Annotated in this window: 24 protein-coding genes; 10 read left to right on the top strand and 14 right to left on the bottom strand. The window is 67.9% G+C overall.

Annotation, left to right across the window (positions count from 1 at the left end; translation table 11 throughout):
* The coding region (locus tag IFS44_RS21940; protein ID WP_206757867.1) for a hypothetical protein at nt 1-243 on the bottom strand (243 nt) is incomplete at its 3' end.
* A 296-nt stretch (nt 244-539) separates the two neighbouring features.
* Nucleotides 540-2066, bottom strand: a complete 1527-nt coding sequence (locus IFS44_RS19005; protein WP_192099637.1) for a CpaF family protein — start codon at nt 2064-2066, stop codon at nt 540-542.
* A 132-nt stretch (nt 2067-2198) separates the two neighbouring features.
* Between IFS44_RS19005 and IFS44_RS19000 the strand changes: the two genes are divergently transcribed.
* Nucleotides 2199-3716 (top strand): S1C family serine protease, encoded by a 1518-nt coding sequence (locus IFS44_RS19000; protein WP_192099636.1) that lies wholly within the window; start codon nt 2199-2201, stop codon nt 3714-3716.
* A gap of 100 nt (nt 3717-3816) precedes the next feature.
* On the top strand, nt 3817-5382 hold the full coding sequence (locus IFS44_RS18995; RefSeq protein ID WP_342366496.1) for a hypothetical protein: 1566 nt from the start codon (nt 3817-3819) through the stop codon (nt 5380-5382).
* A gap of 25 nt (nt 5383-5407) precedes the next feature.
* Here the strand turns inward: IFS44_RS18995 and IFS44_RS18990 are convergent, their stop codons facing one another.
* Together IFS44_RS18990 and IFS44_RS18985 are read right to left on the bottom strand one after the other, a co-directional pair.
* A complete protein-coding gene (locus tag IFS44_RS18990; RefSeq protein WP_192099635.1) occupies nt 5408-6493 on the bottom strand; it encodes a bifunctional transcriptional activator/DNA repair enzyme AdaA in 1086 nt (361 codons plus the stop codon).
* Between the two features lie 78 nt (nt 6494-6571).
* A complete protein-coding gene (locus IFS44_RS18985) occupies nt 6572-7249 on the bottom strand; it encodes a dienelactone hydrolase family protein (RefSeq protein ID WP_192099634.1) in 678 nt (225 codons plus the stop codon).
* A 327-nt stretch (nt 7250-7576) separates the two neighbouring features.
* On the opposite strand from IFS44_RS18985, the gene IFS44_RS18980 reads away from it, so the two are divergent.
* The 5 genes from IFS44_RS18980 (at nt 7577) to IFS44_RS18960 (ending at nt 12512) form a co-directional block, all read left to right on the top strand.
* Entirely contained in the window at nt 7577-8146 is a 570-nt protein-coding gene (locus IFS44_RS18980) for a F0F1 ATP synthase subunit delta (RefSeq protein ID WP_031394433.1), read from the top strand.
* Nucleotides 8147-8148: 2 nt separating this feature from the next.
* The gene (gene atpA / locus IFS44_RS18975; RefSeq protein WP_031394432.1) at nt 8149-9678 is read left to right on the top strand and encodes a F0F1 ATP synthase subunit alpha; all 1530 of its coding nucleotides are present in this window, start codon (nt 8149-8151) and stop codon (nt 9676-9678) included.
* Between the two features lie 70 nt (nt 9679-9748).
* Nucleotides 9749-10642, top strand: coding sequence for a F0F1 ATP synthase subunit gamma (locus IFS44_RS18970; RefSeq protein WP_056405313.1), 894 nt, complete (start codon nt 9749-9751; stop codon nt 10640-10642).
* Between the two features lie 17 nt (nt 10643-10659).
* A complete protein-coding gene (atpD, locus tag IFS44_RS18965; RefSeq protein ID WP_037530472.1) occupies nt 10660-12132 on the top strand; it encodes a F0F1 ATP synthase subunit beta in 1473 nt (490 codons plus the stop codon).
* Nucleotides 12133-12257: 125 nt separating this feature from the next.
* A complete protein-coding gene (locus tag IFS44_RS18960) occupies nt 12258-12512 on the top strand; it encodes an ATP synthase F1 subunit epsilon (protein WP_037530474.1) in 255 nt (84 codons plus the stop codon).
* A gap of 6 nt (nt 12513-12518) precedes the next feature.
* Here the strand turns inward: IFS44_RS18960 and IFS44_RS18955 are convergent, their stop codons facing one another.
* The 3 genes from IFS44_RS18955 to IFS44_RS18945 all read right to left on the bottom strand — a co-directional run bounded on the left by IFS44_RS18955 (nt 12519) and on the right by IFS44_RS18945 (nt 17314).
* Nucleotides 12519-13601: an acyltransferase family protein gene (locus IFS44_RS18955; protein ID WP_192099633.1), complete on the bottom strand. Its 1083-nt coding sequence runs from the start codon at nt 13599-13601 to the stop codon at nt 12519-12521.
* A 46-nt stretch (nt 13602-13647) separates the two neighbouring features.
* The gene (locus IFS44_RS18950) at nt 13648-15819 is read right to left on the bottom strand and encodes a primosomal protein N' (RefSeq protein WP_166747542.1); all 2172 of its coding nucleotides are present in this window, start codon (nt 15817-15819) and stop codon (nt 13648-13650) included.
* Between the two features lie 88 nt (nt 15820-15907).
* On the bottom strand, nt 15908-17314 hold the full coding sequence (locus tag IFS44_RS18945) for a sensor domain-containing diguanylate cyclase (protein WP_341786194.1): 1407 nt from the start codon (nt 17312-17314) through the stop codon (nt 15908-15910).
* A 140-nt stretch (nt 17315-17454) separates the two neighbouring features.
* On the opposite strand from IFS44_RS18945, the gene IFS44_RS18940 reads away from it, so the two are divergent.
* A complete protein-coding gene (locus IFS44_RS18940) occupies nt 17455-18354 on the top strand; it encodes a tyrosine recombinase XerC (protein WP_236559138.1) in 900 nt (299 codons plus the stop codon).
* Between the two features lie 7 nt (nt 18355-18361).
* Here the strand turns inward: IFS44_RS18940 and IFS44_RS18935 are convergent, their stop codons facing one another.
* The 4 genes from IFS44_RS18935 to rsmI form a co-directional block, all read right to left on the bottom strand.
* Entirely contained in the window at nt 18362-18961 is a 600-nt protein-coding gene (locus tag IFS44_RS18935) for a DedA family protein (RefSeq protein WP_166747543.1), read from the bottom strand.
* Between the two features lie 86 nt (nt 18962-19047).
* Entirely contained in the window at nt 19048-20001 is a 954-nt protein-coding gene (gshB, locus tag IFS44_RS18930; protein ID WP_192099632.1) for a glutathione synthase, read from the bottom strand.
* A gap of 64 nt (nt 20002-20065) precedes the next feature.
* Complete coding sequence (locus tag IFS44_RS18925; protein ID WP_052149316.1) at nt 20066-20464, bottom strand: YraN family protein; 399 nt, start codon at nt 20462-20464, stop codon at nt 20066-20068.
* Nucleotides 20461-21306, bottom strand: a complete 846-nt coding sequence (rsmI, locus tag IFS44_RS18920; RefSeq protein WP_244650437.1) for a 16S rRNA (cytidine(1402)-2'-O)-methyltransferase — start codon at nt 21304-21306, stop codon at nt 20461-20463. The genes IFS44_RS18925 and rsmI overlap by 4 nt, the downstream gene beginning before the upstream one ends.
* A 10-nt stretch (nt 21307-21316) precedes the next feature.
* Between rsmI and IFS44_RS18915 the strand changes: the two genes are divergently transcribed.
* Nucleotides 21317-22531 carry a penicillin-binding protein activator gene (locus IFS44_RS18915; protein ID WP_107932201.1) on the top strand — a complete coding sequence of 405 codons (1215 nt, stop codon included), beginning with the start codon at nt 21317-21319 and terminating at the stop codon, nt 22529-22531.
* A 47-nt stretch (nt 22532-22578) separates the two neighbouring features.
* On the opposite strand, the gene hemW is transcribed toward IFS44_RS18915, so the two are convergent.
* On the bottom strand, nt 22579-23751 hold the full coding sequence (gene hemW, locus IFS44_RS18910) for a radical SAM family heme chaperone HemW (RefSeq protein WP_192099630.1): 1173 nt from the start codon (nt 23749-23751) through the stop codon (nt 22579-22581).
* A gap of 43 nt (nt 23752-23794) precedes the next feature.
* Here hemW and IFS44_RS18905 point away from each other — a divergent pair, with 43 nt between their 5' ends.
* Nucleotides 23795-24352, top strand: a complete 558-nt coding sequence (locus IFS44_RS18905) for a CAP domain-containing protein (RefSeq protein WP_192099629.1) — start codon at nt 23795-23797, stop codon at nt 24350-24352.
* Nucleotides 24353-24375: 23 nt separating this feature from the next.
* On the opposite strand, the gene rdgB is transcribed toward IFS44_RS18905, so the two are convergent.
* Nucleotides 24376-24975: RdgB/HAM1 family non-canonical purine NTP pyrophosphatase (rdgB, locus tag IFS44_RS18900; RefSeq protein ID WP_192099641.1), on the bottom strand; the 600-nt coding region annotated here is incomplete at its 3' end.
* Nucleotides 24972-25688 (bottom strand): ribonuclease PH, encoded by a 717-nt coding sequence (rph, locus tag IFS44_RS18895; RefSeq protein WP_192099628.1) that lies wholly within the window; start codon nt 25686-25688, stop codon nt 24972-24974. The genes rdgB and rph, both read right to left, overlap by 4 nt.
* Nucleotides 25689-25857: the final 169 nt, after the last annotated feature.

Below are 25857 nucleotides of genomic sequence, written 5' to 3'. Positions count from 1 at the left end.
GCGAATTACGCCTTTGATTTCAACGTGTGGCTTGCTTCCCATTGAGGGCGAAGGAGCCGCATCACATATCCGCTTCCCGTCGATAACGACTGTCACCGCGCCCTGCATTTTGAGCTCAACCGAAACGTTGTGAAGGGCCTCAAACGCAACCTGCCAGCCGTCACGATCGGCTCCCGGTTGAAAGCATAATACAAAGGCAGATAGATTCGGTCCGTTCCAAGACGCTGTAGCATTCGCAATCACCCCCGGATCATCGAGCTCGCCTTTCCGGCCTATTCGAGCCAAAAACGGACCGGATATAGGGTCGTATTCAGCCGGGGGCGCAGGCGGCACCGATCTTTGGTCAAAATTTGGAAGTCGGGCGTCCGAGGGCACGCTTGATAGGAACAACCAAGCCGTGGCGATCGCGGCAACGCATCTTTTGGTTCGTACCATACCAGAGATGATAGATTTGATCCGAATGTCCGCAAATAGGCGTGAGCAGAATGGGCAGTTTTAGCACGGTCTCAACCACCTGCCCTTCATGCAGCCGGCAGGGGTCAGAGGCAGGCCTCCAGATAAGCCTGATCGAAGCCGAACTGCTTGGCCTTGTCGAGCGTGTAGGGGCGCAGGCCCATCGAGCGGTATTCGCCGAGGATCTTGCCGTCCGCGCTCTCGTCGAGATATTCGAACTTGAACAGCTCCTGCGTGACGATCACGGGGCCCTCCATGCCGATGACTTCGGTGATGTTGGTGACGCGGCGCGAGCCGTCGCGCAGGCGCTTCACCTGGATGATCAGCTCGACCGAATCGGCGATCTGACGCGAGATCGCCTCCTTGGGCACCTTGATGTCCGACATCATCACCATGTTCTCCATGCGCGCGAGCGCCTCGCGTGGGGAGTTGGCGTGGAGCGTGCACATCGAGCCGTCGTGACCGGTGTTCATCGCCGCGAGCATGTCGAAACACTCGGAGCCACGGATTTCGCCCAGGATGATTCGGTCGGGGCGCATACGCAGCGCGTTCTTGACGAGATCGCGGATGCTGATCTCGCCCTGGCCCTCCAGATTGGCGGGGCGGGTTTCGAGCGGCAGCCAGTGCGGCTGCTGCAGGCGAAGCTCGGCGGCGTCCTCGATCGTCAGCACGCGCTCGCCCGGGTCGATCATCTTCGACAGCGCGTTGAGCATCGTCGTCTTACCCGAGCCGGTACCGCCCGAAATGACGACGTTGAACCGCGAGGCACCGGCGATCTTCAGCGCGGTCGCCATCTTGGGGCTCATGCTGCCGAACCCGGCCATCATGTCGAGCGTGATCGGCTTGGCCGAAAACTTACGAATCGAGATCGCGGTGCCGCGCAAGCTCAGCGGCGGCACGATCACGTTGACGCGGCTGCCGTCCTTGAGGCGGGCGTCGGCGAGCGGTGTGGTCTGGTCGACGCGGCGGCCGACCGAGTTCACGATCCGCTGCGCGATCTGGAACAGATGCTCCTCGTCGCGGAACTGGATGGGGGCGAGCTCAAGCTTGCCCTTGCGCTCGACATAGGTCTGTTCGGGGCCGTTCACCATGATGTCGGTGATGTTCGGATCCGCCAGCAGCTCTTCCAACGGCCCGAGCCCGAGCAGCTCGTCGACCAGCACCTTTTCCAGCGCGAACTGTTCGCGGCGGTTGAGCGTCAGCTTCAGCTCGGCGAGCACCTCGCCGATGATCGGGCGGAATTCCTCCGCCAGCTCGTCCTTGCCGAGCGTGGCCGCGGCCTCGGGATCGACGCGTTCGAGCAGGCGCGGAAGGACCTGTTCCTTGATCTTGTGGATCGACTGTTCGAAGCCCTCGATCTTGCTCGCGCCCGCATCGCCCGACGCGGCCTGGCGATCGGCGAGTCGCTGCATCGCGTCGACCTGGCCGATCGGCACGCCGCCCTCGGTTTCGCCGGGCATCGGCAGGAGGGTGTCGAGCGCAGGGAATTGCGCGCCGCCTTCGGGATCGGGTCGCGGGGCGGGGCCGCCGCCCTGCATCGGTCGCGCGACGCCGAACGCGGGCCGCGCTGCCGTTCCGCCACTCATCCCACTGCGTCGTCCGAACGCGCTCATGCACCAGTCCCTCGATCGTTAATGCCGGGGTTACCGGCGAAGCCTTGCCAATTCGCTAACCAATCGGTCGGCGACCGCGCGGCGTCCGGAAACGGGTTCTGCCGCGGCGCGCGGGCGGATAAGGGGGGGCGCATGCTGATCCGCCTGCTATCCCTGCTCGTCCTTCCGTTCGCCGCGCTGGTCGGCATCGCCGCCCCGGCCAGCGCCGATGACATCAGCGCGACGGGGCGCGGGGTCGTGCGCGTGGTGACGATCGCAGTGGTCGACGACCAGGTCGTCGGCTTCGGTCATGGCAGCGGCTTCGCGGTCGCACCCAACCGGATCGTCACCAACGCGCATGTCGTCGAGCTGGCGGAACGCTATCCCGACAATGTCGTCGTCGGCGTTGTGCCGACCGAGGGGGACAAATCCTATCAGGGCAAGGTGATCGCCTATGACGTGCAGCGCGATCTGGCGCTGATCGAGTTCACCGGCGCGCGCCTTCCGCAGACCGCGCTGTATACGGGACCGATCGATGAGGGCGGGGCGGTGGTGTCGCTGGGCTTTCCCGGCAATGTCGACCTCGCCACCGCGCGCTCGGCCGCGGACTATATCCGCCCGACCAGCCCGGTGCGGTCGGAGGGCGTGTTCTCGGGCCGGCGCAGTCTGAGCGATGTCGAGGTGCTGTTGCACACCGCCAATATCGCGCGCGGCAATTCGGGTGGCCCGCTGCTCGACCGGTGCGGGCGGGTGATCGGCGTCAATTCCGCGATCACCCGCGGCGAGGAGGGCGATTCGACGTTCGGCTTCGCAATCGCGGACACCGAGCTCGCCGCATTCCTGCGCGAGGCGAAGCAGCCCTATACTGCGGTCGGAACGCCGTGCACTTCGATCGAGGAGCGGTTGCGGCAGGACAGCGACGCCGACGTGCGCGCGGCGGCCGATGCGGCGGCGGCGCGGCGCGATGTGGCGACGCAGGCGGCGCTGTCGCGTGAACGCGCGCTGGAACAGGCGCGTATCGAAGCGGAGCGCCGGCGCGAGAACGTCATGGCGATCGCGGGGCTGCTGCTGGTCGCAGGCGCGCTCGGGATCGGTGCGGCGGGGCTGCTCGAATCGCGCGGGCGGCGGCGTGCGGCGGTCTGGACGGTCGCGGGCGGCGGCGTCGCGGTGGTCGCGGCGGTCGTCGTGTTCGTGGCCAGGCCGTCGGGCGCGGTCGACCTTCCCACGGCGTCGGTCGCGCGATCGGGGCCGGTGGTCGAGGACAAGGCGCTCGGCCGGCTCATGTGCCGGCTGATCCCCGAGCGGAGCCGGATCACGATCTCGTCGAGCGAAGACGTGCCGCTCGGCTGGGGTGCGGGCGGCTGCGTCAACGGCAAGACCCAATATGTCGCGGGCAATGGCCGGTGGGAACGCGTGCTGGTGCCCGAGGCAGAGCAGACGGTGTCGCTACTATCGTTCGACCCGGCGACGCGCACCTACGCCAATACGCGCTATCTGATGTCGGCGGCGGGGATGACCGCGGCGCGGGCGGCGCGTGGCGACACGCCGGGGCAGTGCACGACTGATCCGGCGGCGATCACGCGGCTGGTCGGCCAGCAGTCTGCAGTCCGGGCCACGCTGCCGCCGCTGCCCAATGAGAAGCTCGTCTATTCCTGCACGTCGGCAGACTGATCGAGGCTCGTTTACCCCCTCGGCACGCGCCGATCCGCATGGCAGGATGGCGGTGTTGAGGGGGATGGCGATGCGGGTAATGCACAGAGTTAGGCATGGGGTGGCGTGGAGCGTCACGATCATGGCGGGACTGGTCGCGGCCTGGACGCCGGCAGCGGCGAAATGGGCGCACGCGACCTCCGATCATTTCGAGATCTATGCCGACATGTCGCCCGCCGCGCTCACGACGATGGCGACCCGGCTCGAGCAGTTCGACGGGGCGATCCGCCATCTCCATCGTACGCCGGAGGGCACCGGCGCGAAGGGCGCGAACCGCGTCACCGTCTATGTCGCGAACGACGTCGCGGCGATCCGCCGATTGTCGGGCGATCGCGGCATCGCCGGATTCTACCTGCCGCGCGCGAGCGGGTCGGTCGCCTTCACCCCGCGGATCGACGAGGGCGGGGACGGCAGCCGTTCGACGCGCGGCGGCGGAATTCCGCAGATCGTCCTGTTCCACGAATATGCGCATCACTTCCTGCTGGGCAATTACGCCGCCGCCTATCCGGCATGGTTCTCCGAGGGCTATGCCGAGTTCGTCTCGACCGCCGCGTTCGAGAAGGAGTATGTCCAGCTCGGCGGCGCGGCGCAGCACCGGGCGTACAGCCTGCTCGCGGCGAGGCCAGTGCCCGCGGCGACGTTGTTCGCGACCGGGCAGAAGCTGACCGACGAGCAGCGCGGGGTGATGTACGGGCGCGGCTGGCTGCTGACGCATTACCTGATGTTCGACGCGGCGCGCGGCCGGCAGCTCCAGCAATATCTGACCGCGCTGAACGCGGGAACGCCGAGCGTCGCTGCGGCCACCGCCGCGTTCGGCGACCTGCGCGCGCTCGACAAGGCGCTCGATGCGTATCTTCGCCAGTCGCGCATCCCGGGGCTGCGGATCGCATATGATAAGCTGCCCGTCGCGCCGGTGGTCGTGACGCCGTTGTCGCCGGGCGCCGCGGCGATGGTCGAGCTGCGGATGCAGTCGGAGCGCGGCGTCAATCGTGCCACCGCCGCACCGATCTTCGCGCGCGCCGCCCGGATCGCGGCGGCCTATCCCGACGATGCGCTGGCGCAGGGCTGGCTGGCCGAGATGGCGTATGATGCGGGGCAGGACGATGCGGCATTGGCTGCTGCCGACCGCGCGCTCGCCGCCGATCCGACGTCGCGCCAGGCAATGCTGTACAAGGCGCAGGTGCTGATGCGGCGCGCCGCTGCGACGACGCCGCGCGACGCTTCAGCATGGGGTGCGGCGCGGCGCTGGATCGTCACGGCCAATCGCCAGGCGCCCGACGATGCCGAGGCGCTGTCGCTCTATTATGACAGCTTCGCCGCGGCGGGCGAGGCTCCCAGCGCGGCCGCGATCCTGGGGATCGGTCGCGCGCTCGAGCTGGTGCCGCAGGACCCGGCGCTGCGCTTCAAGGTCGCGGCGCAGGCGATCATGGATGGTCAGACCGATGCTGCCCGACGCGCACTGCGCCCGCTCGCCTATGACCCGCACCAGTCGGCAGACAACCCGGCGGCGCGGCTGATCGCGATCCTCGATACCGGCGTGACGGGGCCCGCGGCGATGCTCGCGCTTGCGAAGGCACGGGGGGAAACGGTGGCGGCGACGCCGTCTGGGCCGACACCGGCGAATTAGCGGGAGGGCGCCAACCGCACCGTCGTCACGATGTCGACGTTTGGGGATCGCCTGAATATGCTGGCAACAGGGCGGGTTCGCGCGGCGCCTCTTTCGCCAGCAGCGCACGTTTGCGATCGAGGCCATAGGCATAGCCGCCAAGTGTCCCGTCGGTGCGAAGCGCGCGGTGGCAGGGGATGAGGATGGCGATCGGGTTGGCACCGCATGCGCTGCCTGCGGCGCGGACCGCGGCCGGGGTGCCGACGGCAGCGGCGAGTTGCGTATAGGTGCGCGTCTCGCCCGGGGGGATGCGGGCGAGTGCCTGCCAGACCGCCTCCTGGAACGCGGTGCCGCGGACGTCGAGCGGCAGGTCGTGCTGGCGGTCAGGTGATTCGACGGTGGCGACAACGCGCGCGGCGAGCTCGGCGAGTGCCGTATCGCCGGGCGTGACGATCGCCCGGGGGAAGCGCGCGACGAGGGCTGCCGCGTCCTCGTCGAACGCCACGCGGCACAGCCCCGTATCGGTCGCGGCGATCAGTAGCGGCCCGAGGCTGGTCGCGACGATCGTCCAGCGGATCCGGACCCCGTCGCCGCCGCGCGCCCAGACGCTCGGCGGCATCCCCATGCGCGACGCGGCGCCGGCATAGAAGCGACTCGGAGCGGCATAGCCCGCATCGTAGATCGCGGCTGCGACGTGGGCCTCCCGGGTCAGCGCGTCGGCGGCGCGTGCGCTGCGCAGGCCGCGGGCGTAGGCGGCTGGCGTGACCCCGGTCGCGCGCTTGAACAGTCGGTGGAAATGATGCGGCGCATAGCCCGCCTGCGCCGCGAGCTGGTCGAGCGAGAGGCGGTCGTCCGTGGCGTCGAGCAGCGCGACGGCGGCGGCGACCGCGATCCGGTCGCGCCCCACCGTGTCCGGGGTACAGCGAAGGCAGGCCCGGAACCCGGCCGCTCGGGCGCTGGGCGGGTCATCATGGAAGACGACATTCTCGCGTCTGGGATGGCGGGCCGGACAGCTCGGCTTGCAATAGATGCCGGTCGTCTTCACCGCGACGATGAACCGACCGTCCCACGCCCGGTCCCGGTTGGCAAAGGCTGTCCAGGCGATGTCCGGATCTGGGGCGGTGTGCGTCATGGACAGGGTGTAGCGCGTCGACGGGGGCGCTGCATCCCGCGGCTTGCGGTCAAACCGGGGAGGAGACGCCAGCGCTTGTCAGCCGCCGTTCGCGTGGAACAGCGCAAGCGTGCGCGCCTTTGCCAGATCGGCGCTCGGCTCGTGATAATCCTTGCGGCGATCCGAGTTGAAGCCGTGGCCCGCCTCGTAGACATGGACCGTGGCGTTCGGCCAGTCCTTGGCGATCACCTGCTCGACGCCGTCCATCGGGATGCCGTGATCGTGGCGGCCGAAATGGACGATGACGGGGACCTTGGGCTCCTCGTCGGCCGCCGCCGGGATCATGCTGCCATAATAGCCGCTCGCGGCGGCCACGCCGGTGAGGCGGGTGGCCGCGAACCACGCGACCGATCCCCCATAGCAATAGCCGACGACGAACACCGGCCCGGCGGGGGCGAGCGAGTCGATGCAGGTCTGGACGTCGGTCAGCGACAGTTCGAACGGATGAAGCTGCCGCGCAAGCTCGATCCCGCGGGCGAGGCCATCGCCCGAATAGTCCGCCTCGAAGCCCGGATGCTCCCGGTCGAACAAGGCGGGTGCCAGCACTTCATAGCCATCGGCGGCATATTCGTCGCACAGATCGCGGATATGGTCGGTGACGCCGAAGATCTCCTGCACGAGGACGAGCCCGCCGCGACGGTCTCCCGTCGGCTGCGCATGATAGACCGCGATCGTCGCGCCGTCGGACATCGTCATGCTTTTCATCGTGCCGGTCATTCCGATTCCTTGTCATGTGATCCTGTTCCGACCATTATCGTCATTCCCGCGGAGGCGGGAGCCCATAGTCGCAGGCCCTGCGATGAATGCGCTGGGTCCGGAGGATATGGATCCCTGCCTGCGCGGGGATGACGAAGAGGGTGAGGTGGGGCCTTCCAACCATCTGCCGATGACAAAACAGTCACAAACCAGTCGTCTCGGCCGCCCGCCCGGCTTGCCAATGGTGGAACCCGATGCTACCCGCGCCGCGTCCCGGTAGAGGTGCTTTCGCGCCCTCTTCCCTTGTGGGACGGCGACATTCGGTTTCAGACGAGGATTGACAGGTCCGTGGAGACACTTCCCGGTAACGGCGGCGGCGCTATCCAGGCGAGCTTAGGTGGGCGTTATGCGCTCGCCCTGTTCGAACTGGCGCGTGACGCCAAGACGATCGACGCGGTCGAGCAGAGCCTCTCGACCGTGCGCGACGCGCTTGCGCAGTCCGACACGCTCCGCGACCTCACGACGAGCCCGATGGTATCGCGCGGCGCGGCGGTGAAGGCGATCTCCGCCGTCGCCGACGAGCTCGGCGTCGATGCGACCACGAAGAATTTCCTGGGTGTGCTGGCCGAGAACCACCGGCTCGGCGCTCTGGCCAAGATCATCAAGGCGTATCGCACGCTTGCCGCGCAGCATCGCGGCGAGATCGCAGCCGAAGTGACCTCTGCGCATCCGCTGTCCGAAGAGCAGGTGATCGAGCTGAAGCATCAGCTCCGCCAGCGGGTCGGCCGTGAAGTTTCCGTCGACCTCAACGTCGACCCATCGCTGCTGGGCGGACTCGTCGTCCGCGTCGGCAGCCAGATGATCGATTCGTCGATCCGCACCCGTTTGAACACGCTCGCGCAGGCGATGAAAGGCTGACCATGGATATCCGCGCCGCAGAAATCTCGAAGATCATCAAGGATCAGATCGCCAATTTCGGCACCGAGGCCCAGGTCAGCGAGACCGGCCAGGTGCTGAGCGTCGGCGACGGCATCGCGCGCATCTTCGGCCTCGACAACGTCCAGGCCGGCGAGATGGTCGAATTCTCGAACGGCGTGCAGGGCATGGCGCTCAACCTCGAGGCCGACAATGTCGGCGTCGTGATCTTCGGGTCTGACTCGGAGATCAAGGAAGGCGACATCGTCAAGCGCACCGGCACGATCGTCGACGTGCCGATCGGCAAGGAGCTGCTCGGCCGCGTGGTCGACGGTCTCGGCAACCCGATCGACGGCAAGGGCCCGATCCACACGACCGAGCGCAGCCGCGTCGAGGTCAAGGCGCCGGGCATCATCCCGCGCCAGTCGGTCAGCGAGCCGGTCCAGACCGGTCTCAAGGCGATCGATGCACTCGTTCCCGTCGGCCGTGGCCAGCGCGAGTTGATCATCGGCGATCGCCAGACCGGCAAGTCGGCCGTCGCGATCGACGCGTTCATCAACCAGAAGACCGCGAACGCGGGCGACGACGAGTCGAAGAAGCTGTATTGCGTCTATGTCGCCATCGGCCAGAAGCGCTCGACGGTCGCGCAGCTCGTCAAGACGCTCGAAGAGAATGGCGCGATGGAATATTCCATCGTCGTTGCAGCCACCGCGTCGGACCCCGCACCGCTCCAGTATCTCGCGCCCTATACCGGCGTCGCGATGGGCGAGTATTTCCGCGATCGCGGCATGCACGCGCTGATCTGCTACGACGATCTGTCGAAGCAGGCCGTCGCCTACCGCCAGATGTCGCTGCTTCTGCGTCGTCCTCCGGGCCGTGAAGCCTATCCCGGCGACGTGTTCTATCTTCACAGCCGTCTGCTCGAGCGTGCGGCCAAGATGTCGGACGCGAACGGCGGCGGTTCGCTGACCGCGCTGCCGATCATCGAGACGCAGGCGGGCGACGTTTCGGCGTACATCCCGACCAACGTGATCTCGATCACCGACGGCCAGATCTTCCTCGAAACCGACCTGTTCTTCTCGGGCGTGCGCCCGGCGATCAACGTCGGTCTCTCGGTCAGCCGCGTCGGCTCGGCCGCACAGACCAAGGCGATGAAGAAGGTGTCGGGCTCGATCAAGCTCGAGCTCGCGCAGTACCGCGAGATGGCGGCGTTCGCGCAGTTCGGGTCGGATCTCGATGCGTCGACGCAGAAGCTGCTCAACCGCGGTGCGCGTCTGACCGAGCTGCTCAAGCAGGCGCAGTTCTCGCCGCTGCCGTTCGAGGAGCAGACCGTGTCGATCTTCGCCGGCACCAGCGGTTTCCTCGACAAGGTGCCCGTCGCCGACGTGACCCGCTACGAGCAGGCACTGCTCGCCGACATGCGCGCGAACCATGCCGACGTGCTCAAGCTGATCCGCGATACCCGCGATCTGGGTAACGAGGCGAAGGACAAGCTGAAGGCAGCGCTCGAGGCGTTCGCCAAGACGTTTGCATAAGTAGAACATGCCCCCGCTGATGCGGGGGCAGGCTGGGCCTCCGCCGTCGCGGGGGAACAAAGGGACGTAGATGGCGAGCCTCAAGGCACTCAAGATCCGTATCGGCTCGGTGAAGTCGACGCAGAAGATCACCAAGGCGATGAAGATGGTCGCCGCTGCGAAACTGCGCCGTGCGCAGGACGCGGCGGTCGCCGGCCGGCCCTATGCCGAGCGGCTCGAAGCGGTGATGGCGAGCCTTGCCGGGCGCGTCGGCATCGCGCCGGGCGCATCGCCCCTGCTGGCCGGGACCGGCAAGGACCAGGTCCATCTGATCGTCATCGCGACGTCGGAGCGTGGTCTGGCCGGTGCGTTCAACACCAACATCGTCCGCGCGGCACGTCGCAAGGCCGAGGAGCTGATCGCGGCCGGCAAGACCGTGAAATTCTATGTCGCCGGCAAGAAGGGCCGCGTGATCAAGCGTTTCTTCCCGAACGACATTCTCGCCGATCACGAGATGGGCGGGATCAAGAAGCTCGCGTTCAGCGACGCGCAGGCGATCTCCGAAGACCTGATCAAGCGCTTCGGCGAGGGTCAGTTCGACGTCGCGCATCTGTTCTATGCCAAGTTCGTCTCGGCGCTGGTGCAGGTGCCGACCGGCATTCAGATCGTTCCCGTGCCGCTTTCGACCATCCCCGGCGCAGAGGCAAAACCCAACGCACCGGCGGAAGCCGTGGTCGAGTACGAGCCCGACGAGGAAGCGATCCTCGCCGATCTGCTGCCGCGCAACGTCGCGATCCAGATCTTCCGCGCGCTGCTCGAAAACGCAGCGTCGGAGCAGGGCAGCCGCATGAACGCGATGGACAACGCCACGCGCAACGCGGGCGACATGATCACGCGCCTCTCGATCCAGTATAACCGTACACGCCAAGCCGCGATCACGACCGAGCTGGTCGAAATCATCTCGGGCGCCGAAGCGCTCAAGTAAGCCCAAGGAAGCAGATAATGGCAACCGCCCCAGAGACCATCGCCCCAGTGGCGGCAACGAACAACACGGGTCGCATCTCGCAGGTGATCGGCGCGGTCGTCGACGTGCATTTTCCCGACAACCTGCCCGCGATTCTGTCGGCGCTCGAAACCGACAATAACGGCAACCGGCTCGTCCTCGAAGTCGCGCAGCATCTCGGCGAGAACACCGTTCGCACGATCGCGATGGACGCGACCGAGGGTCTGACCCGCGGCCAGACCGTCACCGACACCGGCTCGCAGATCCGCGTGCCCGTCGGCCCAAAGACGCTTGGCCGCATCCTCAATGTCATCGGCGAGCCGATCGACGAGCGCGGCCCCGTCGGCGCAGAGCAGACCGCCCCGATCCACGCATCGGCACCGTTGTTCGTCGACCAGTCGACCGAGAGCGCGATCCTGGTCACCGGCATCAAGGTCATCGATCTGCTCGCACCTTATGCAAAGGGCGGCAAGATCGGCCTGTTCGGCGGCGCCGGCGTCGGCAAGACCGTGCTGATCCAGGAGCTGATCAACAACATCGCCAAGGGCCACGGCGGCACCTCGGTGTTCGCCGGCGTCGGCGAGCGTACCCGCGAGGGTAACGATCTGTACCACGAGTTCCTCGACGCAGGCGTCATCGCCAAGGATGCCGACGGCAATCCGCAGTCGGAAGGCTCGAAGGTCGCGCTCGTATTCGGCCAGATGAACGAGCCGCCAGGTGCGCGCGCCCGCGTCGCGCTGTCGGGCCTGACGATCGCCGAATATTTCCGCGACGTCGAAGGCCAGGACGTGCTGTTCTTCGTCGACAACATCTTCCGCTTCACGCAGGCGGGCGCAGAGGTTTCGGCACTGCTCGGCCGCATTCCGTCGGCCGTGGGCTATCAGCCGACGCTGTCGACCGACATGGGCGCGCTGCAGGAGCGCATTACCTCGACCAACAAGGGGTCGATCACCTCGGTGCAGGCCGTGTACGTTCCCGCGGACGATCTTACTGATCCGGCGCCGGCGACGTCGTTCGCGCATCTCGATGCGACGACCAACCTCAACCGTGCGATCTCGGAGCTGGGCATCTACCCGGCTGTCGATCCGCTCGACTCAACCTCGCGTCTGCTCGAGCCGCGCGTCGTCGGCCAGGAGCATTACGACACCGCGCGTGCGGTCCAGTCGACGCTGCAGAAGTACAAGTCGCTGCAGGACATCATCGCGATTCTCGGCATGGACGAGCTGAGCGAAGAGGATAAGCTGACCGTGCAGCGTGCGCGCAAGATCCAGAAGTTCCTGAGCCAGCCGTTCCACGTCGCCGAGGTCTTCACCGGCATCAGCGGCAAGTTCGTCCAGCTCGAGGACACCGTCCGCTCGTTCAAGGCGGTCGTCGAGGGTGAGTATGATCACCTGCCCGAGAGCGCTTTCTACATGGTCGGCGGCATCGACGAAGCGGTCGCCAAGGCCGAGAAGATGGCTGCGGAGGCGTAAGCTTCTGCTGCTCCCTCTCCCCTCGGGGGAGAGGGTTGGGGTGAGGGGCCGCCACGAGCGCTCTCGCCCGGTACTGCCCCTCACCCCGACCCTCTCCCCGACGGGAGAGGGAGAAGGCAAACAAGATGCTGCATTTCGAACTCGTCACGCCAGAAAAGCTCGTCCGGTCGGAGGAGGTCTATATGGTCGTCGTCCCCGGCACCGAAGGCGACTTCGGCGTGCTGGAAGGCCATGCGCCGTTCATGTCGACCGTCCGTGACGGAAGCGTGCAGGTGCATCGGACGCAGAACGGCACGCCCGAGACGATCGCGATCCGCGGTGGTTTCGCCGAGGTCAACGCCAAGGGCCTGACGATCCTCGCCGAGCAGGCGGGCGAATAAACCGCCTCAGGCGAGCGCCGCGTCGGTAGCGACGGGCGCTGCCGCCTTGCGCGGCCGGGCTAAGACCTGCAGCAGCGGCCGTTCGATCCAGCGGTGGACGATGAGCCCCGCGACCGTCGACAGTGTCACGACTAGCGCGACGAAGACCAGCGCCGGGCATTCCGGCAACATCCCGCCGATGCGCCACAGCAGCGCGATCAGGCAAGGGTGGACGAGATAGGTCGAATAGGAGGCGTCGCCGATCCGCGCGACGATCCGGTCGAACCGGCCGCCACCCGGCGTGTCGATCACCCCGAGCAGGACGAGCGCCCAGGGCAGCCCCCAGGTCCAGCTGCGTGCGAGACCGGAGGTGCCGGCGACCGCCGCCTGGACATCGCCCGAGACCGCGGGACCAAGCCCGACGGCTATGCCGATAGCGAGCAGCGCGATCCCCAGCACCGTGGCCATCGCCGCGACGGGTGCGGTGATGCCCCGTTGCCAGGCGATCCAGACGGGCAGGCCAAACGCGAATTCCAGCTGCATCGGGTTGAAGAGCAGCCGCGCCGGCGCCCAGCCGGGCTGGACGGTGCAACCGACCAGTGCAACGGCCAGCGTCGCGATCAGCAGCCACCAAGTCCTGTGGTGGCGGGCGGTCATCGCGAGTGCGACGAGCGCGTAGAAGGCGAATTCGAACCCCAGCGTCCAGCCGACATAGAGCGAAGGCTGATGATAGTCGGCGCCATCGAGCAGCGGGAGGATGGTGATCGACATCAGCATCGCCTCGACCGGCTGCGGCTCGGTCGCGACGAGGATATAGGCGATGCTGGCGAGCGCGAAGAGCGGGACGATGCGGCGCCAGCGCTGGACGAGAAAGCCCCAGGGATCGTGTGGTGCGGTCGCGAGCGACTGCGCCATGACGAAGCCGCTGATGACGAAGAAGAGATCGACGCCGCTAATGCCGACCACCGCGAGATTGGGCACCGACGGGATGAACGCGCCGGTGATCCGGACCGGACCCGCATCGACCAGGTTCGCTGCGTGCGCGGCAACGACCATCGTCGCGGCGAGCGCGCGCAGCCATTGGATCGGGGTGACACGCTGCGCCGACATCCACCTTGGATAGCGTGCTAGCGGTTAAGCGTCGGTTGCTGTCGTATCAGAGAAAATTATAGGGATCGACGTCGACGGTGACGCGTACCTTGGACGGCCAGTCGAGCGTGCCGAGCCATGCACGGATGACGTCCTGCACGTCGAGCGCTCGCTTCGCGTGGACGAGCAGGCGGTAGCGGTGCCGGCCGCGCAGCATCGCGAGCGGTGCGGGCGCGGGGCCATAGACATGCATCCCCTCGACCTGCGGTGCGCTTCGCCCGACGAGATTGGCGGTGTCGTGCGCGCACCGCTGATCCTCCGACGACACGACGATCGCGGCATAACGGCCAAAGGGCGGCGCGCCCGCATCCTTGCGCGCCTCGGTCTCGGCCGCATAAAAGGCGTCGGCGTCGCCGGTGATCAGCGCCTGCATCACCTGCGCGGCGGGGCTGTGGGTCTGGATGAAGACATGGCCGGGCTTCTCCCCGCGGCCGGCACGCCCCGACACCTGGCGGATCTGCTGGAAGGTGCGCTCGGCCGCGCGCAGGTCGCCGCCGTCGAGCCCCAGATCCGCATCGACGACGCCGACCAGCGTCAGATTTGGGAAGTGATAGCCCTTGGTCACCAGCTGCGTGCCGACGACGATGTCGATATCGCCCGCCTCCATCCGGTCGACGAATTCCGCTGCCTTGGCAGGCGACCAGATCGTGTCCGACGTGACGACCGCGGTCTTCGCCTCGGGAAACAGCGCGGCGACCTCGTCCGCGATCCGCTCGACGCCGGGACCGCAGGCGACGAGCGTATCCTCGCCCTGGCATTCGGGACAGACGCGCGGCGTCGGCTCGGCATGGCCGCAATGATGACAGGCGAGCCGCCGCGTCAGCCGGTGCTCGACCATCCACGCGGTGCAGTTCGGACACTGGAACCGGTGCCCGCAGGTGCGGCACAGCGTCAGCGGTGCATAGCCCCGGCGGTTGAGGAACAGCAGCGCCTGTTCGCGCTTCTCCAGTGTCGCCTGCATCGCCTGAACCAGCCGCGGGGCGAGCCAGCGACCGCGCTCGGGCGGCTCCTTGATCAGGTCGATCGGCTCGATCGTCGGCATTTCCGCCACGCCGAACCGGCCGGGCAGCTTCAGTTCGGCATAGCGGCCGGTCGCGACCTGCTGGCGGGTCTCGATCGCGGGCGTAGCGGAGGCGAGGATGACCGGGCATCCCTCGAACTTGCCGCGCATCACCGCGACGTCGCGGGCATGATAATGCACTCCCTCTTCCTGCTTGAAGCTGGTCTCGTGCGCCTCGTCGACGACGATCAGGCCAAGATCGCGATAGGGCAGGAACAGCGCGGATCGTGCGCCGACCGTCACCAGCGCTTCGCCGCTCGCGATCGCACGCCAGGCCCGGCGGCGCTGGGTGGACCGCAGCCCCGAATGCCACGCGATCGGCTCGCAGCCGAACCGGTCGTGGAAGCGCTTGAGGAACGGTTCGGTCAGCGCGATTTCGGGCAGCAGCACCAGCGTCTGGCGGCCGTCGCGAATCGCCTGCGCGACCGCCTCGAAATAGACCTCGGTCTTGCCTGAACCGGTCACGCCGTCGAGCAATGTCGGCGTGAAGATGTGGTCGGCGACGCCTTTGACGAGCGAGTCCGCCGCTGCGCGCTGATCGGGCGAGAGCGTGGGGACGTGATGCAGCGGGTCGGGGACAGGGTAGGGGCTGTCGATATCCACCTCGATCGCCTCCATCCCACCGACCTTGACGAGACCGCGAATGACCGCGTCGCTCACCTCGGCGAGCTGCGCCAGTTCGCGGATCAGGCCCTGGCGATCGCCGATCCGTTCGAGCGCCTGTTCGCGTTGCGGCGTCAGGCGCGGGGGGATCGTGCCGGTCGCGCGATATTCGGTCGCGGTGCGCGCGCCCTCGAGCGCGGAAGTCGAGGCGAGCGACATCCGCAGCACCGAGGCAGGGGGCGCCAGATAATAATCGGCGGTCCATTCGATCAGCCGGCGAAGCGGCGCGCCGAGCGGCGGCACGTCCGCGACCGCGAGCAGATTGCGCAAGCGGTTGTCGCCGACTTCCGCATCGGACGGCATCCGCTCCGCTTCCCACACCACGCCGAGCAACTGGCGCGGGCCGAGCGGCGCGACGACGATCGAGCCGGGCGCGACGTCCATGCCCGCGGGCACGCGATAGTCGAGCGGCCCAAGGGCGGCGTTGAGGATGAGGACACGGGCGCGCGACGACATGGCCGACGCATATGGGGGCAGATCGACTCGACGGAAACCTTTTAGCGGCGTGTGATCGTCGTCGCGGCGCCCATCGGGGTGAACCCTATCAGGCGGCGCGGCGCCGTTCGCCGATCCGTTCGCGCTTGGCGCGGTAGAGGACGATGTCGACGCGGTGCACGAAATCGCGGACCGTCTGGCAATCGGGTTCGAGCGCGGCGATGCCGACCGTGCCCGCGCTGATCATCGCCAGGCCGTCGACCGAGACCGGCACCTGCAATGCCTCCTGCAGCCGGCTGACGATCTCTTCGGGTGCACTGACCAGCGCGGGGTCGTCGACGATCACCGCGAATTCGTCACCGCCAAGCCGCGCGGCTAGGCTGCCGCGAAGCCATGGCGCCTGCAGGATCTGGCCGACGCCGCGCAGCACGTCGTCGCCCGCGTTGTGGCCGAGCGTGTCGTTGATCGCCTTGAACCCGTCGAGATCGACCAGCGCGAGCAGCAACGGCGTTGCCGCTGTACGCGCGCGCGTGATGGCCGCGTCGAGCGCCCGGTCGAAGGCGGCCCGGTTGGCGAGACCGGTGAGCGCATCGGTTTCGGCCGTGCGTCGCAGCGTCAGTTCGAGCGCGTGACGCTCGGTCACGTCCTGGAAGATGCCGACGATCGCGACGGGACCGTCCACGTTCCGCTGGGCCTCATGTTCCAGCTCGCCCTGCACGCGCACGCGTCGTGAATTGCCCAGCGCAGTGGTGAAGTCGAGTTCGAGATCGATCGGGACGCCGGTGCGGATGACGTCGGTGAGCGCCTGCGCGATCTGTTCGCGGGCATGGGGGGGATAGTGATCGATCGCCTTCGACGGGTCGGGTTGCGCGCCCAGCGGCAGCTCGTGGATCCGGAAGACGCCGTCGGACCATTCGAGCGGACCGTCGGGCCACAGCACCCGCCACGATCCGATCGCCGCCATCCGCTCGGCCTGGCGGAAGATGCGGTCCTGGCGAGCGAGAACGGACGACTGGCGATCCGCGGTCACCGCGATCGCCAGCGCCTGCATTGCCGCGGTCCGCGCGGCGATCGCAGCCTCGGCAAGCGTGGCGAGATGCACAAGCGCTTTCCGCCCTGCCGCGTTCAGGCTGCGCGGATGGGTGTCGAGTACGCACAGCGCGCCGATCGCGTGACGTCGTCCGTCGTCGGCGATCGCGTGGATCGGGGCACCGGCATAGAATCGCACCCCGTCGGATGCGGCAACCAGGGGGTTGGCAGCGAATCGCGAATCACCCGACAAATCCTCCACGACCAGCGGCGCCGAGCCCTGAATGGTGACGTTGCACATCGTCACGTCGCGCGCGATCCCGCCGCGTTCGCCGTCATTGGCCGCCTTGATCCACAAGCGGTCGCGATCGATCAGCGTCATCATCGCGCTGGGGCAGTCGAGCATTTCTGCCGCCAGCGCGACGAGCGCGTCGAATTCGCGTTCCGGTTCGGTATCGAGCAGCGCGAGCGCGTTGAGCGTCGCCACCCGGCGTTCCTCATCGGCCGAGGCAAAACGCGATGGTGATCCGGGCATTTCGCGAGGGGCGGACTCGGGGAGCGACATGTCTTCGAATAGGCCTGCGTTAGTTAATTTTCTTTGTCGTTCAAACGCTCTAGCATGCCGGAATGACCTCACCCGACACGCTTCCCCCGTCGATGCTCTGGGCGACGCATCTGGCGCGGGACCGGATGCGGTCGGTGCACACGGTGCGCGCCTATCGCGCGGTCGCCGAGCGGTTGACGGCGTTCCTCGTCGGGCACTGGGCGGGGGCGGTCGATCGCGCGGCGCTGGGCCGGACGAGCACGGCGGATCTTCGCGCCTATCTGGCCTATCGGCGCGGGCAGGGGCTGGGGAATGCATCGGCGGCGCGCGAGCTGTCCGCGGTGCGCGGTTTCCTCGCATGGGCGAATGCGGATGCCGAACCGCCGCGGCTGAAGGGGCCGCGGGTCCAGCGCGGCGTGCCGCGCCCGATCTCGCCGGCCGAGGCGGTGGCGCTGGCCGGGGAGGTCGCCGACGACGCTGCCGAGCCGTGGATCGGCGCTCGCGACTGGGCGGTGCTGATGCTGCTATACGGCGCGGGGCTGCGAATCGGCGAGGCGCTGCTGCTTACGCCGGCGATCCTGCCGCTCGGCGAGACGCTGTCGGTAACCGGCAAGCGCGCCAAGACGCGGATCGTGCCGCTGTTGCCGCAGGTGCGGACCGCGATCGAGGCCTATGTCGCAACGTGCCCCTGGGCGCTGGTGCCGGGGGAGCCGCTGTTCCGGGGCGCGAAGGGTGGCCCGCTCGCCCCCGCGATCGTGCGCCGCGCGGTTCGCGGGGCCCGCGGGCGGCTCGGGCTTGGCGAGCGGACGACGCCGCACGCACTGCGCCACAGTTTTGCGACGCATCTGCTGGGACGCGGGGCGGACCTGCGCGCGTTGCAGGAGCTGCTCGGCCATGCGAGCCTCAGTTCAACGCAGATCTATACGCAGGTCGACGCCGCGCATCTGATGGACGTGTACCGCAACGCGCATCCGCGGGCGTAGCGCAGGGTCAGCCTTTCGGCTTCCATGTCAGCACGCGCCAGCCATAGGCCAGCGCGATGATGACGAACGTCGCGACCGAGACAGGGCCGACATAGCGGTCGAGCTGCTGGAACCGCGAGCCGAGCAGGATGCCCGCATAGGCGAGCACGGTGTTCCAGATTGCGCTGCCCGCAGCGGTCCAGATCACGAACTTCCACAACGGCATGTACGTCATCCCGGCCGGGAGCGAGATGATCGTCCGGAAGGTCGGCATGAAGCGAAAGACGAAGATCACCCAGCCGCCGCGCTTCACGAAGAAGCGGTGGACCTTCTCGATATCCGACCATTCGATCGTCAGCCAGCGGCCATGCCGCTCGACGAACGGACGGAAGCGCTCGTAGCCGATGTTCCGGCCGATATAATACCAGAAGTAATTGCCCGCGACCGACCCGATCGTACCCGCGACGATCAGCGGCACGACCGCCATATGGCCGCGCGCGACGGCAATGCCGCCGAGCCCCATGATCACCTCGGACGGCACGGGCGGGACGATATTCTCGAGCGCCATCAGCAAAAAGATGCCGAAATAGCCGCCCCAGGCGATCAGGTTGATGATAAATTCGGTCATGGCTAACCGATACTTCCGGGAGGCCGCATGTGTTCCCTCGACAGCGCGGTCGCACCATCCCGGCCTGAACCGGGATGGTGGTTTTCCTACCGCGCCGCGACCTTCGCCTCGATCGCGTCCCAGATCATCGCGGAGACGTCAGTGCCGTCGAATCGTTCGATCGCGACGATGCCGGTGGGCGAGGTCACGTTGATCTCGGTCAGCCACTTGCCGCCGATCACGTCGATGCCGACGAACAGCAGCCCGCGCTTCCTGAGTTCAGGCCCGAGGACCGCGCAGATCTCGCGCTCGGTCGGGGTCAGCTCGGTCTTTTCCGCCGAGCCGCCGACCGCGAGGTTGGAGCGGATCTCGCCCTCGCCCGGCAGGCGGTTGATCGCGCCGGCGACTTCGCCGTCGACCAGCACGATGCGCTTGTCGCCCTTGGCCACGTCGGGAAGGAACGCCTGGACCATGTGCGGCTCGCGCCACGTCATGTTGAACACCTCGATCAGCGCGGACAGGTTGGCACCGTCCGATTCGACCTTGAAGATCGCCTTGCCGCCATTGCCGTGCAGCGGCTTGATCACGATCGCGCCGTGCTCGGCCAGGAAGGCGCGCGCCTCGTCGAGGCTGCGCGTGACGAGCGTCGGCGGCATGAACTGCGGATAGTCGAGCACGAACACCTTTTCGGGTGCGTTGCGGACCTGTGCCGGGTCGTTGACGACCAGCGTCTTGCCGGCGATCCGCTCGAGCAGATGCGTCGCGGTGATGTAGCCGAGATCGAAGGGCGGGTCCTGCCGCATGAGCACGACGTCGGCCTCGTCGCCGAGATCGAGGTTTACCGGCTCGCCGACGCTGAAATGATCGCCGGTCACGCGCTGCACGGTGACAGGGTGCGCCTTCGCCCAGACCCGGCCGTCGCGGTAGTTGAGATCCTCCGCCGCGTAATGGAACAGGCGATGCCCGCGCTCCTGTGCGGAGAGCATCAGCGCGAAGGTCGAATCGCCCGCGATATTGATGCTGTCGAGCGGGTCCATCTGGACGGCGACGGTGAGGCTCATGCGTCTTCCTTCTATGCGGTCGAGCGCATGTAGGTGCGCGCGGGCCGCAAGTCACCCGACCCGCTCAGCCGATCCATGCATTCTCGATATGGCGGGGGCGTGTGCCGGGGGCGAGCAGGATCACGTCGACGCGGATATCGTCGCCGGGTCCGGCATAGCGCGGCATCAAAAACTCTGCCGCCGCGGCGACCCGCGCGAGCCGCCGCTCGTCGATCGCGAAGTCGAGTTCGGCGGCGGTCGCGCGCGTCTTCACCTCGACGAACGCGACCAGCGTCCCCTTGCGCGCGACGATGTCGACCTCGCCCGCAGGCGTCCGCACGCGGCGGTCGAGGATGCTCCAGCCCTTCAGTCGCAGCCACCAGCCGGCCAGCCGCTCCCCGCGCCGGCCCGCAGCTTCCGCGACCTGTCGATCGGCAGTGCTCGCCGTCCGTCTGCGGGAGGGGCGCGGGGCGGGGAGGGTCACCCCTTCGCCTTCAATTCGAGCGCGCGGGCGTACAGCGTCTTGCGGTCGAGCCCGAGCGCCTTGGCAACCTCGCTCGCGGCCTGGCCGGTGGAGAGGCGGGTGAGGGCATCGGCCAGCGCCGTGTCGGCATCCTCCGCGCTGGCCGGGGGGGCGTCGCCGGGGGGCGCGATGACGATGACGATCTCGCCGCGCGGCGGCGCGTCGGCGTAGCGGGTGGCGAGGGTCGTCAGCGTGCCGGTCACCGCCTCCTCGAACCGCTTGGTGATTTCACGTGTGACCGCCGCCTCACGGTCGCCGAGTCCTTCGGCGAGCGCGGCAAGGCTGGCACCGAGACGCGGACCCGATTCGTAGAGCACCAGCGTCGCGCGGATCGTGGCGATCTCGGCGATCGCCTCCGACCGGGCATGCGCCTTGGGCGGCAAGAAGCCGACGAACAGGAAGCGATCGGTCGGCAGTCCCGCCAGCGTGAGCGCGGCGACCGCGGCGCAGGGGCCGGGGATCGTCACCACGAGATGCCCCGCCGCACGCGCGTCGCGCACCAGTTTGAATCCAGGATCGGAAATCAGCGGGGTGCCCGCGTCCGACACCAGCGCCACCGCCTCGGTCGCCATGCGCGCGATCAGCGCGGGGCGGACGCCCTCGGCGCTGTGATCATGATAGGGGACCATCGGCGTCTTGGTCCCGACATGGCGGAGCAGACCGGCGGTGACACGGCTGTCCTCGACCGCGACGACGTCGGCACGCGCGAGGATATCGGCGGCACGCGGCGACAGATCACCGAGATTGCCGATCGGCGTCGCGACGATGTAAAGGCCGGGGTTCAGTGGAGTTTCAGGGTTCATGGGGATTGTCATGGCAGACGCAGCGACGATAGGGCAATCGGCCCGGCACCGGATGCGCGCGTTTGGGCGCTCGGCGGCACTCACGCTGGCCTGCCTGCTGGGCGCGTGCCAGACGATCGTCCCGCGCGGTCCCGTCGAGCCGTCGCAGCAGCGCCCGACCACCCGTCCTACCGACACGCCGACGATCGGGGTCGAGACCGGCATCCCGCGCGATGCCGAGCGCAACCGCGTCGCGCTGCTCGTGCCGCTGTCGGGAAGCAATGCGGGGGTCGGCACGTCGATCGCCAATGCGACAATGATGGCGCTGCTCGACACGCAGAACCAGCGCGTGCGGATCACCAATTACGATACAGCGACGGGTGCCGCGGCCGCGGCCCAGCGCGCGATCGCAGAAGGCGCGCAGCTGATCCTGGGGCCGCTGCTGTCCGAGGACGTGCGGACGGTCGCGCCGATCGCGCGCGCGGCGGGCGTGCCGGTGCTGAGCTTCTCGAACGATCTCGGGGTGGCCGGCAACGGCGCCTATCTGATGGGCTATGTGCCGACCCAGTCGATTTCGCGCGTCGTCGACTTCGCGCGCGAGCGCGGCGTGTCGAACTTTGCCGGGCTGGTCCCGAACGGACTGTATGGCGAGCGTGCCTCGACCGCATTCCTCCGCGCGGTCGAGGGGGCGGGCGGCCAGGTCGTGTCGCTCCAGACCTATGGCCGGACCGCCGGTGGCGTGTCGGGGGCGGTCACGCGGCTCGCGGCGAAGGCACCCTATGACGCCGTGCTGATCGCCGACAGCGGTTCGACCGCGGCGTCGGCGGCGGCGCTGGTGAAGCGCGGCGCCGGCGCATCGACCCGGATCCTCGGCACCGAGCTGTGGAATTCCGAATCGAGCGTCGCCGCCAAGCCGGCATTGAACGGCGCCTGGTATGCGAGCGTGTCGGATACGCTGTACCGGCAATATGCCGCCAAGTACCGTGCACGCTTCGGCAGCGGGCCGTACCGCCTGTCGAGCCTCGGCTATGATTCGGTGCTGCTGACGGTGCGGATCGCGCGCGACTGGAAGCCGGGGACGGCGTTTCCCGTGTCGCGGCTGCGCGATGGCGACGGCTTTTCGGGCATCGACGGTGCGTTTCGCTTCGGCCGCGACAATGTCGCCGAGCGCGCGCTGGAGGTGAAGGAAATCCGCGGCGGCACGACGAGCGTGGTGTCGCCGGCGCCGACCGGCTTCGGGAAATAAGCCAGCGCCTTACCGGCCTTCCCGCCTGCGCGGGGAGGCCGGCAGGGTTACGCCGTCACGATCTCGGGCAGGATCGCGTCGAGCAGCAGCGCCCCCGCTTCGGTGACGCGCAGCCGGCCCGGTGAGCGGGCGACGAGGCCGAGATCCTCGAGCCGTGCGACCGCGGCAAGATCCACCGGCACCACGCCGGCGTTAAGCCGCGTAATCCGGTCGAGATCGACTCCCTCGGCCAGGCGCAGCCCCATCAGCAGCGCCTCGGTCGCGCGCGTCGAGGGGGTGAGCGGGTCCTCGACCTCCATCCCGTGGCCGTTGCGCTCGATCGCGGCGAGCCAGTTTTCTGGCTTCTTGCGACGCACCGTCGCCAGGCCACCGCGGCGGCCATGCGCGCCGGGGCCGATCCCGGCATAATCCTGATAGCGCCAATAGGCGAGATTGTGGCGGCTCTCCGACCCCGGTCGCGCGTGGTTCGAGGTTTCATAGGCGGGGAGCCCGGCGGCTGCGGTGTCGGCGCGCGTCGCCTCGAACAGGTCGGCTGCGCTATCGCCGTCGGGGATGACGATGCGGCCCGCGAGCGCCTCGGTCGCGAACCGCGTGCCGGGCTCGATGGTGAGCTGATAGAGCGACAGATGCTCGGTCCCGAAGCTCAGCGCGCGCGCGAGTTCGGCGCGCCAGTCGGCGAGGCGCTGCCCGGGCAGCGCATAGATCAGGTCGAAACTCACGCGCGGAAAGACGCTCTGCGCGGTCGCCAGCGCGGCCTGCCCCTCGTTCACGTCATGCGCGCGGCCGAGGAATTTCAGCGCCTGATCGTCGAGCGACTGCAATCCCAGCGACACGCGGTTGACGCCTGCGCTCGCGAGATCGGCAAAGCGCGCGGCCTCAACCGAGGAGGGATTGGCCTCGAGCGTGATCTCGATCCCCTCGGCAAAGCCCCAGGCGCGTTCGGCGGCGTCGAGGATCGCGGCGACCGTTGCGGGTGGCATCAGCGAGGGCGTGCCGCCGCCGAAGAAGATCGACTGGAGCTTGCGTCCCGGCAGCACCGACGCTTCGTGCGCGAGGTCGGTGAGCAGCGCCGCGCGCCATGCCGCCTGGTCGACGCCATCACGGACATGGCTGTTGAAGTCGCAATAGGGGCATTTCGACACACAGAACGGCCAATGGACGTAGAGCGCGAGGTCCCCCGAGGGCGTCGGGGCGGGGCTTGGCGTTTCGATCGGGGGCATTATCTCGCGCATATGGTCGCACGGAGCGACAGAAGGAAGCGCAATGACGGTTCGGTTGGGTCTGGCAGTTGCGGCGGCGTTGCTTGCCGCAGGCTGCGCACAGGGGCCGGAACGCGTCGTGGAGCGGCGCGAGACACAGGCGCCGGCGCCCCGCGGCCCCGCGCTACTCAAGGCGGCGATGATGGACGGGCACAATGCTGCGCGGGCAGCGGTGGGTGTTCCGCCGCTGGTGTGGAGCGATACGCTGGCGACCACCGCGCGCGCCTATGCCGAGGAAATGGCGAACACGCGCAAATTTGCGCACGCGCATCAGGTTCAGGGGCCCGGCCGCGAGGGCGAGAATCTGTGGACCGGCACGCGCTATGCCTATGCCTATCCCGAGATGATCGGCCACTGGGTCGCCGAACGGAAGGATTTCGTCAACGGCGTGACGCCCGCGTTCAGCCGGACCGGCAAATATGAGGATGTCGCGCACTACACGCAGATCGTCTGGCGCAATTCGACCGCGGTGGGATGCGCGATGGCGAGCAACGAACGCGACGATTATCTGGTGTGCCGCTATTCGCCGCCGGGCAATGTGGTGGGCGAGCGTAGCTACTAGGCACCCGAGATCGCCGGACCGTNGTTCCGGTGGCTGATCGCGTTCTTCGTCTCGTGCGGCAGCTCTGCATAGGTCTGGTCATGGCCCAGCGGTACGAACATCGGGTCATAGCCGAAGCCGACCTTGCCGCGTGGCGGCCAGACCAGCGTGCCCTCGGCGCGGCCTTCGAACCATTCAACATGGCCGTCGGGCCAGGCGAGCGCGAGCACGCTGACGAAATGCGCGCCGCGGGTCGCATCGGGGCCCTTGGCGGCGAGCGCGTCCTCGACCTTCTGCATCGCCATCGACCAGTCGCGACCGTTCGGGGTCTCGGCCCAGTCGGCGGTGTACACGCCCGGATCGCCACCCAGCGCATCGACGCATAGCCCGCTGTCGTCGGCGAGCGCGGGATAGCCCGACAGGTCGGCGGCGGAGCGTGCCTTCAGCTCGGCATTGGCGAAGAAGGTCGTCCCCGTCTCGACCGGCTCGGGCAGGTCGAGATCCGCCGCCGACACGACGTCGAACCCGCGCCCTGCGAGCAGGTCGGCGATCTCGCGCACCTTGCCCTTGTTGTGGCTCGCGATGACGAGCTTGCCGGGCTGGAGCTTGCGGATCGCCTGGGGGGTGCTGCCTTCGCCGCTCACTTGGCGACAGCCTTGGCCTGTGCCGCGAAGATGTCCGCGCAGCCGATGCGGGCGAGCCGCAACAGGCGGAGCAGCGCCTCCTCGTCATAGGTCGCGCCCTCGGCCGTCGCCTGCGCCTCGGCGATGTTGCCGTTTTCGAGCAGAACGAAATTCGCGTCCGCGTCCGCACCCGAATCCTCGATATAGTCGAGGTCGAGCACGGGATTGCCCTGAGAGATGCCGCAGCTGATCGCGGCGACCTTCTGCGTCAGCGGGTCGGCGGTCAGCTTGCCGCTGTCCAGCAGCCCGTCGATTGCGAGCCGCAGCGCGACCCAGGCACCCGAGATCGACGCGGTGCGCGTGCCGCCGTCGGCCTGAAGCACGTCGCAGTCGAGCACGATCTGGCGCTCGCCGAGCAGCTTCAGATCGGTGACGGCGCGGAGCGAACGGCCGATCAGGCGCTGGATTTCCTGCGTGCGGCCCGACTGCTTGCCCTTGGCCGCCTCACGATTGTTGCGCGTGTTGGTCGAGCGCGGGAGCATGCCGTATTCGGCGGTCACCCAGCCTTCGCCCTTGCCGCGCAGGAACGGCGGGACCTTTTCCTCGATGCTGGCGGTGACGAGCACCTTCGTGTCGCCGAAACCGATCAGGACGGAGCCTTCGGCGTGCTTGGTGAAGCGGGGTTCGATCGTGATGCTGCGCATCTGGTCTGGGGCACGGCCGGATGGGCGCATGATGTATTCCTAAACTTCTTCCGTTCGTCCTGAGTAGCTGCTGAGCTCGTCGAAGCGGCGTATCGAAGGATCGGCCCGCTTGAGGCACATCCTTCGATACGGGCCTTCGACTTCGCTCAGTCCCTACTCAGGACGAACGGGTGGTGGGCAATAAGCGCTGCCTAGCCTT

The organism is Sphingomonas sp. CFBP 13706, assembly GCF_014842355.1.
Classification (GTDB): Bacteria; Pseudomonadota; Alphaproteobacteria; order Sphingomonadales; family Sphingomonadaceae; genus Sphingomonas; species Sphingomonas aerolata.
This window is presented reverse-complemented; position numbering and strand designations above follow the sequence as displayed.